This is a genomic window from Thiolinea disciformis DSM 14473, from assembly GCF_000371925.1.
Lineage (GTDB): Bacteria > Pseudomonadota > Gammaproteobacteria > Thiotrichales > Thiotrichaceae > Thiolinea > Thiolinea disciformis.
In genome coordinates this window covers 203,036-211,443 of sequence record NZ_AQVE01000006.1, presented here as the reverse complement: position 1 = coordinate 211,443, position 8,408 = coordinate 203,036, and the positions used below count along the sequence as shown (strand labels likewise).

The 8,408-nt window shown below is 45.9% G+C and carries 7 protein-coding genes; 2 read left to right on the top strand and 5 right to left on the bottom strand.

The features are described 5' to 3' along the window. The 3 genes from A3IE_RS0107095 to A3IE_RS0107085 form a co-directional block, all read right to left on the bottom strand. The coding region (locus A3IE_RS0107095) for a helix-turn-helix domain-containing protein (protein WP_020393814.1) at window positions 1-230 on the bottom strand (230 nt) is incomplete at its 3' end. A gap of 91 nt (window positions 231-321) precedes the next feature. Further along, on the bottom strand, window positions 322-1,755 hold the full coding sequence (locus A3IE_RS20140; protein ID WP_020394910.1) for a sensor histidine kinase: 1,434 nt from the start codon (window positions 1,753-1,755) through the stop codon (window positions 322-324). Then, window positions 1,736-2,419 carry a response regulator transcription factor gene (locus tag A3IE_RS0107085; protein ID WP_026154828.1) on the bottom strand — a complete coding sequence of 228 codons (684 nt, stop codon included), beginning with the start codon at window positions 2,417-2,419 and terminating at the stop codon, window positions 1,736-1,738. Before A3IE_RS0107085 ends, A3IE_RS20140 begins: the two co-directional genes overlap by 20 nt. Before the next feature lie 59 nt (window positions 2,420-2,478). Here A3IE_RS0107085 and A3IE_RS20135 point away from each other — a divergent pair, with 59 nt between their 5' ends. Further along, a complete protein-coding gene (locus A3IE_RS20135; RefSeq protein ID WP_020394908.1) occupies window positions 2,479-4,458 on the top strand; it encodes a metallophosphoesterase family protein in 1,980 nt (659 codons plus the stop codon). Window positions 4,459-4,462: 4 nt separating this feature from the next. Here A3IE_RS20135 and A3IE_RS0107075 read toward each other — a convergent pair whose 3' ends face one another. Both A3IE_RS0107075 and A3IE_RS0107070 read right to left on the bottom strand, forming a co-directional pair. Beyond that, window positions 4,463-5,224 (bottom strand): hypothetical protein, encoded by a 762-nt coding sequence (locus A3IE_RS0107075; protein ID WP_020394907.1) that lies wholly within the window; start codon window positions 5,222-5,224, stop codon window positions 4,463-4,465. A gap of 22 nt (window positions 5,225-5,246) precedes the next feature. Next, window positions 5,247-6,404 carry a hypothetical protein gene (locus A3IE_RS0107070; protein ID WP_020394906.1) on the bottom strand — a complete coding sequence of 386 codons (1,158 nt, stop codon included), beginning with the start codon at window positions 6,402-6,404 and terminating at the stop codon, window positions 5,247-5,249. A 352-nt stretch (window positions 6,405-6,756) separates the two neighbouring features. On the opposite strand from A3IE_RS0107070, the gene A3IE_RS0107065 reads away from it, so the two are divergent. Beyond that, on the top strand, window positions 6,757-8,286 hold the full coding sequence (locus tag A3IE_RS0107065) for a DegQ family serine endoprotease (protein ID WP_020394905.1): 1,530 nt from the start codon (window positions 6,757-6,759) through the stop codon (window positions 8,284-8,286). The last annotated feature ends 122 nt before the right edge of the window (window positions 8,287-8,408 follow it).

The window sequence follows — 8,408 nt, the reverse complement described above, 5'->3', positions numbered from 1 at the left end:
GTGAAGGAGGCTTGCTCCACAAACCTTTTAAACGCGTCCCAATCCTGAATGGTATGCCGACGTCCACGCGACCACACCTCCGGCTTTAAACGTCCTTCCGCCTGCCAGCGTATCCAGTCATCCAATGTCGTTCGCGCTATTTGAAACTCGCGACACACTAAACTTTTATTCTGATGCCGTTCATAAGCCGCCAACACGCGTTCTCGTAATTCTAAACCATACACACCCATCGCGGAGCGTCTCTTGAGAATTGACCAGTATTAGAGTGTAGCTTAATTAGCAGAATTTACTATATAAGCGCCAAACGCCACTAGCACCTGCTCAAGAATGACCATTCCCTACACGCACAGCAGGACGTGGTGTATTGCCGGTATCGAAACGCAATACCACGCGCAAACCGGGTTGATTATCCTCCAAATGGATTGTCGCTCCGTGCAAATCGGTAAACGCCTTCACCAAACTTAAGCCTAAACCATTGCCCACAGAACTACGGGCATTATCCAAACGCACAAAACGCTCAAAGACCCGCTCATGTTGTTCACTGGGAATGCCGGGACCATTGTCATACACACTGATTTCGACTTTTTGTCCAAGCTGGCGTGCTTCAAGACCAAGCTGTCCACCTGTTGGTGTGTATTTCACTGCATTATCCAGCAAATTCGTTAAGGCTTGTGCCAATAACTGGCGATTACCATAGATTTGTAAACCCTGTTCTGCATGATAACTGAGGTGCAGGTCTTGCTCTTCTGCCACCGCTTCATATAGCTCGCCTAAATCACTGACCAAGGCACTAATATTCACCATTTCCCAATCATCCCGATGTACGCCTGACTCGGCTTGGGCAATGCTCAACAAAGCATTAAAGGTCTTGATCAAATCATCGACATCTTGCAGCGCATCTTGTTGCGTTTGCTGTAAAACTTGTACATCCGGCTTATGAAAACGATTAAGGTCTAGGCGGTTACGCAAACGATTTAAAGGATTACGCAAATCGTGTGCTAGGTTATCGGTCACTTCGCGCATCGCCTGCATGAGCTGCTCAGTACGCTGCAACATACTGTTCAAAACTTCGCTAAGCCGATCAAATTCATCATTGCGATTAGTGACCGTCATGCGCTGACTCAAATCACCCTTAATAATACTGGTGGCGGTTTTGCTGACACCATCGATGCGACGCAGCACGTAATAACCCATTAACACGCCACCCAAGATCGCTGACGCCGCAATCACGCCAATCGCCGCCCAAATACTGCCACGCATTTTTTCCAATAGGGCACGCTGCTCACTCAAATCAGCCGCCACCAAAAGCTGCCAACCGCCTTGTAAATCGGTTACTAGAGTACGTGCTTTATCACTTTGGCTGGCATAGGCAGGAATACTGACTAACCGTAGAACTTGTGCATAGGTCAAGGTAGCAAAAGTCAAACGGCCTTCTTGAAAATAATCTTCGCCCTTTTTCAGACTCTCCGACATAATTTGATCGGTGAGTGCATAAACGAAAAAGCGCTTATCACCGCGTGCACTATCGCGATTACGCAAGCGCACGGTTTCCTGCAAAGATCCCATCGAACCCGTGCGATAGTGCTCTGCTAATACTTGGCTTTCAAGGCGTAAACGCGTATCGGTTTGTTGCGCAATATGGTCTTTAGCAACCCAATAAATAAAGCCCATGGCAACCGCAGCCACTAAACTAAATAGCAGTACATACACCAAAGAAAGGCGGAATACTGTGGTATTAAGCAGCTTCAGGGTCATATAACAAATAGCCCGCCCCACGGATGGTGTGCAAAAGCGGCACTTCAAAATCCTTATCTAATTTGCTGCGTAAGCGACTAATGTGCACATCGATCACATTCGTTTGCGGATCAAAGTGATAATCCCATACTTTCTCTAATAACATCGTGCGCGTCACCACCTGACCTGCATGACGTAATAAATACTCAAGCAAGGTAAACTCACGTGGCTGTAAGTTAATGGGTTGGCCAGCTCGCTTGACTTGGCGCTTTAATAAATCCATTTCCAAATCACGCAAGCGCAACACACTTTGATCGGGTGTGGGCTGGGAGCGACGCAGTAAAGCCTGAAGCCGTGCTAATAACTCGCTGAACGCGTAAGGTTTTACTAGGTAATCATCGCCACCCGCACGCAAACCTTCCACACGATTATCGACTTCGCCTAAAGCACTAAGAATTAGTACGGGCGTGTCAATTTGACGTGAGCGTAATGTTTGTACTATCGACAAACCGTCGCGGCGCGGTAACATACGGTCGATGATGAGCGCATCATAACTGCCGGTAAGCGCCAGATGCAGACCATCTTCACCATCCACCGCGTGATCAACGATATATCCACTTTCGCTTAACCCTTTCTGGATAAAGCTCGCTGTCGCGCTATCATCTTCAACAAGTAATATATTCATGCGAAATAGCATAAACCAACTAGCCGCTTGATTTAATGAACTTTTGTTAATGGAACAGTATGACTGAGCCGATTCAAGCTTCACACCCATTCAACAAACCTTTGCCCGCCATTTTGGCAGGCCCTATTTTGCGTCATGTTAGCCAAGATACGCTGATTGTCTGGCTAGTGTGTTCTGAGCCTTATCCGATCACCCTACAGTGCTATGAACAGGGCTATCAACAAGACAGCCTGCTGGCCGAAAAACAATTTTCACCGCCGCATGAGGGCTATATTAAACTGGCTGAGCATGTGCACTTACACTTGTTGGTACTCGAGCCAAAGCAACCTCTGCCACAAGATAAATGGCTAAGTTATGACCTTGGTTTAGAGCACGACGGAAAGCTGGAGTGGCTACAAGCACTAGCGCCACATATTTTGTATGACGATGAACCACGCCCTTGTTTTGTTATTAAGTCCTACCTCAATCAGATTTTACACGGCTCCTGCCGTCGTCCCCATTATAAAGGCCCAGATGGCTTATTAGAGGTGGATCGCGCTTTACATTTAACGCATAGCACGCGCGATGACTTGGCCGAACAACCGGCTTTATTATTGCTGACTGGCGATCAGGTCTATATGGATGATGTGGCGGGACCTATGCTATTGGCTATTCACCAAGCCCTGAAACCATTAGGGTTTCCGCGTGAATACTTACCGGGTAGCCGCATTAAAGATAGTCATGAATTGCATCGCAATTTAGACGCTTACTATCATCGTGCAAATTTATTACCTGAGTTAAATAGTGAAGGTCACGAAATTAAAAAAACCTTTTTTAGCGCTTCGAAAAAACCGATTTTTACCTCCTCGAGTGCGGATAATCATTTAATCAGCTTAGCCGAAATGGTGACTATGTATTTATTAGTTTGGTCACCACAATTATGGGAATATACCAATCTTGAGGCGATTAAATTTCCTGATAAAAAACGCCAAGAGCGGTATGAAAAAGAATTAATTGCGATTAAACGCTTGCGCTCTGAAGTAGCCACGGTGCAAAGAGTGCTTGCTAATTTGCCGGTTTATATGATCTTTGACGATCATGATATCACCGACGATTGGAATTTGAGTCGTCGCTGGGAAGAAAATGCCTATAGCCACCCCTTTTCCCGACGCATTATTGGCAATGCCTTGATTGCTTATCTGGTTTTTCAAGGTTGGGGCAATGCACCACAAAACTTTTCTCCAACCATGCTGAATAAAATTCGTCATGTGGTAACCGGTAATGCGATTAAAGTACACGACGAATTAGTGTCTGATCTGATTGCTTTTAATGGTTGGGAATACAAAGTTAAGACCGAACCACCGATTGTAGTGATTGATAGCCGCACACGTCGTTGGCGCTCAGACCGTAAGCCCAGCCATCCTTCAGGTTTATTGGATTGGGAGGGCTTAATGGATCTACAGCAAGCGCTGTTAGGGCATGATAAAGGCGTCATTTTAGTATCACCTGCGCCCATTTTCGGGGTCAAAATTATTGAAGTAGTGCAACGTGTGTTTACGTGGATTGGTTACCCTTTGCTAGTTGATGCTGAAAACTGGATGGCACACCGTAAAGCGGCCTACACGATTTTGAGTATTTTTCGCCACCGTCGTACACCTCATAACTTTGTGATTTTATCCGGCGATGTCCATTATTCCTTCGTTTATGATGTGCGGATTCGTCACCATGAAAAGACGCCGCATATTTGGCAAATCACCAGCTCAGGAATTAAAAACGAATTTCCTCCTAAGCTATTACGCTTTTTCGATCGCATTAATCGTATTTTATTTTTCACCTATTCACCGCTCAACTGGTTAACGCGCCGCCGTGATATGCGCATTCGCCAACGCCGCCCTGGGCAATTTCCAGGACGATATAAACACCAACGCCTGTTAACCCGCAGTGGTATCGGGCGCGTGTGGTTAAATGATGAGGGAGTACCAGTACAGATTGAGGAATTGCAAGCGCCCGACTTATGCATTCCTTTTCACCAAGGCTATGCGACCGATTGGGTGGATTAGAAGGCTAATAAAAACCTTGCATTAGCGCTTTTAGTACGGCCATGACTTGTTGTTGGTAGCGCGCATACGCCTGCTCCCAGTCGCTACCCGACAAGTTGGGAAAATGGCGTGGTTCACAATCGTGAGCCACATAGTCGACCTGACTAAGCCGATAAGCCTTGCCCTCATAACGCCAGCTTAGCTCTGCGCCACCACATTGCAGCGTATGGTTTGGAAATTCGCGCGCTAGCATGATTTTACTTTCTAGGGCTTTATAGCCTGAGGATGATTGATTAATGATGCTCAAACTCCCATCGCTTTCCATCAGCACACGATAAGTGCCGTTCGCTTTTTTTTGTAACAGTACATAATGAGGCTGGTTATCCGCTTGACGCAAACGCTCTGTCTCATCCAAGTCCAAGCAACGTAAACGCGAATAAGCAATCCAATACTCTTGCGTGTCCGCTTGATTATCTAAATCAATGCTTGTCATAACCATTGGGCAATTCGCTAAGCCAGCACGCGCTTGATAAAGTTTAGGCAAGCGCGTGCGAAACGGGTTCTCGGTTTGAGGCGCTAACAAAGCCTGACGCATTGAGGAGGAAATTGGTGTGAATGCGCTATCATCCGTTTGACTTAATGCATTATCTTGATAAATCAGCAAACGGCTCAGCGGCGCTGCATTCGGTGGAAAAACAAGCTGCGCACTGATTTTTTGCCAATTGGCGGCGCTACTCGATTGCATCATTAAGCAACCCAGCACCAAGCCGAAAATCCTTGCCGACATTATTTCCTTCCCTGATGGATTGTTAAGGTACGCGCACCGCCGCTTTTAAGTTGATCAATTCTTCCATCAGACTCAACCAACTGGTCGCACGCTTCAGTTGATCATCACGCCGCACTAAACGATGCAACTCCATCATATCGACATCGGTATAATAACTCGCATTTTTGGCACTTGAGGTTTTCGTGCGACGCAAATCCGATCGCGGATCAAGCCCCTTAATAGCTTCATACTGATAATAAGACGCCCCTGCAGTCGGTAAGTTCGGCTTATTTTTAAAGCCTAAAACATAAATATTAGAAGCGCCGCCCAGACGCAAAGGCGTTAATTTAATTTTGTCTGCGGCTAAGGGAATACCATTAAGATCCGTATTGTTGGACACTTCTCCACTCAGCATGCCACTAATGTGAATCGTATGTGCTCCACCAACCCGCAGGTGATTGCCGGTTATACGCAAATCTTTGAAAGCGCCATCCGATGCAAAAATACCCTGTAACGCTACAGGCGATGCAATGATATTTCGGCTAATGCTTACTTGGCGCATCATGACCCCAGCTAATACATCGACATTATTTTGCCGCTCTGGAATGAGCTGAATCCCATCGCGGTGAGCCATGTTTTCGTAATTAAACACACGCCGTGCAAAACTTTTCTGTTTTAGTACCTCATTTACGGCAATAACCCAAGTATTAAAATCTAAAGCAAAAGGTGAGTTATTCGTATCATCCTGAATAAGCAGATTTTCAATCGTTATGCCACCAACGCTATAAATCTGCGTATAATCGCGGATAAAAAAACTTTCTGCCATGCGTTTAGAAACCGTCACCAATTTAGGATAGGCTTGTTGAATACTAAGCGCAGGAGGTTTCAATTGATGAATCAGCGTCGACATTTGTTGGGCATTGCGAATAATATACAAAGGACTATTTAAAGCCCCTTCTGGCGTATTGCCGCGCATGACCTGATACGCACGCTGTTTCGGATCTGTCGCATGAACCGCATTGACTCCGTATTTTCCGAATACTAACTTATGGAGAATTTTATTGTGAATCAGATCTTGGCTTTGATTTTGCGTAAAATTGGCGGCAAGGTCTTGTACCCACAGCATTTCCTGCGCAGTCATTTTAGCAAGATTAGTCGCGGCTGTGCTCAAGCCAGCAGCAGGCTCTAGTGTTTCTGGCATGATTATCTCCCCGTATTAGCCCGTTTAAGTGCCAGTTCTGATGTGTCTGTTGACTAAACTTGATTATTTTTATTTTGATGTCGATGAATTACTTTATAATAAGCGAATAAACTGCTTAATAAATAACCAATTTATAGCCAGCCTAATTATTAGAATAATAAACTGATGAATAGCTACTGAATAAACTCTACTAACTTATAATAATTTTCCAAGCACTCTAAAAACCCTTAATTCATTGTGCTTTTCAAGCCTAGAAAATATTAATTTTTCTTAATCATTTGGAAAAACAGCGGTAAGGTAACTTGATTCATGATACAGGCATACCAACATGGCTTACTGTCGAGGACGCAATATGAGACGTAAACATTTTTTAATGGCTGCACCACAGCAAGTGCGTTTAGCCACCCCTAAATCCTCTGCTGTCTTAGCTAGTGCTTTGGCTTTAGCCATCGCCCTGCCCTTGGCTAGCCTACCTGCACAGGCAGATAATTCAGCAGCTCCAGCTACAACACCAGCTACGGCAACGTTACCACAAGCCATGCCAGCTTCTAGTGCTACGTTGCCGCCTTTAACGCAGTTGATTAAGCAAAATCGCGATGCGGTTGTGCATATTTCTGTGGAAGGTGATGCGGGCGCTAATAATCCTATCCCCGGCTGGGATTTGGATGGAATGCCAGAAGAAATGCAAAAATTCTTCCGCAATCTGCCCAAACAAATGCCACGCGGTCGTAGTACCAATTCCATGGGCTCCGGTTTCATCATTTCACCTGATGGATATATTGTTACCAATACCCATGTCATTGATGGTGCGAAAACCATTACAGTGACTTTAAATGACAAACGCGAATTGACGGCCAAACTCATTGGCAAAGATAGCGAGAGTGATATTGCTTTATTGAAGGTAGAGGCCAGTAACCTACCGGTCGCTGAGTTTGGTAACTCGGATGGCTTAGAAGTCGGTCAATGGGTCTTTGCGATTGGCGCACCCTTTGGTTTAGATCACTCTGCAACCCAAGGCATTGTGAGTGCGTTATCGCGTAGCCTCCCCGATGGAACTTATGTGCCCTTTATTCAAACCGATGTTGCGGTCAACCCCGGTAACTCCGGTGGCCCCTTGTTTGACTTAAATGGCAAGGTGGTTGGGGTGAACTCGCAAATTTATAGCCGTAGTGGCGGCTATATGGGCATTTCCTTTGCCATTCCGTCCAACTTGGTCAAAAACATCACCGAACAATTAAAAACCAGTGGACAGGTCAGCCGTGGTCGCTTAGGCGTAGGCATCCAAGATTTGGATCAAAGTTTAGCGAATTCGTTTGGCATGCAAAAACCGACGGGTGCGCTGGTGGCTAGTGTTGAGCCATCCAGTGCGGCCGATAAAGCCGGTGTGCAAGCGGGTGACATTATTATTGGTTTCAATAATACCGAAGTAACTTCCGCTAGCCACTTACCCCTGTTAGTTGGCTCAACACCAGTAGGTCAGCAAGTGCCTTTGAAAATACTGCGTAAAGGGGTTGAGCAAACCCTAAGTGTTACGGTTGACAAATTTGTTAGCAAAGACGCGCCACAGTCTCCTGTTGCCAATGCAGAGGATGCGGCTATGACTGGCGCATTAGGCCTAGCCGTTTCACCCTTAAGCGGTGAGGAACGCTCCAAAGCATCCTTAGGTGAAAGTGGTGTCCGTGTTGAACAAGTGCGTGCAGAAAGCCCAGCGGATAAAGCAGGGATTGAGGAAGGTGATGTGATCATCACTGTGAATAATCAGGAAGTAAAATCGCCGGAGGATTTAAAAACCAAGGTCGAGCAAGCGCCAGCGGACAAACCGTTGGCGGTATTGATCCTGCGCAATGATCAAAAACGCTTTGTAGCGATCTCTCGCTCGTAGTGAGCATTTGGTAGGTGACCCAGAACACTTACCAAACTAAATCGATCTTGATCTCTTTAAACCGCCTTGCCTCAGGGCGGTTTTTTTTACGGGTTAAATGACACTAGCCAACCTGATCCAGC

Excerpts from the sequence above, each read along its gene's own strand:
- A3IE_RS0107065 (WP_020394905.1), top strand. The coding sequence starts at position 6,757 with ATGAGACGTAAACATTTTTTAATGGCTGCACCACAGCAAGTGCGTTTA.
- A3IE_RS20140 (WP_020394910.1), bottom strand. The coding sequence starts at position 1,755 with ATGACCCTGAAGCTGCTTAATACCACAGTATTCCGCCTTTCTTTGGTG.
- A3IE_RS20135 (WP_020394908.1), top strand. The coding sequence starts at position 2,479 with ATGACTGAGCCGATTCAAGCTTCACACCCATTCAACAAACCTTTGCCC.
- A3IE_RS0107075 (WP_020394907.1), bottom strand. The coding sequence starts at position 5,224 with ATGTCGGCAAGGATTTTCGGCTTGGTGCTGGGTTGCTTAATGATGCAA.
- A3IE_RS0107085 (WP_026154828.1), bottom strand. The coding sequence starts at position 2,419 with ATGAATATATTACTTGTTGAAGATGATAGCGCGACAGCGAGCTTTATC.
- A3IE_RS0107070 (WP_020394906.1), bottom strand. The coding sequence starts at position 6,404 with ATGCCAGAAACACTAGAGCCTGCTGCTGGCTTGAGCACAGCCGCGACT.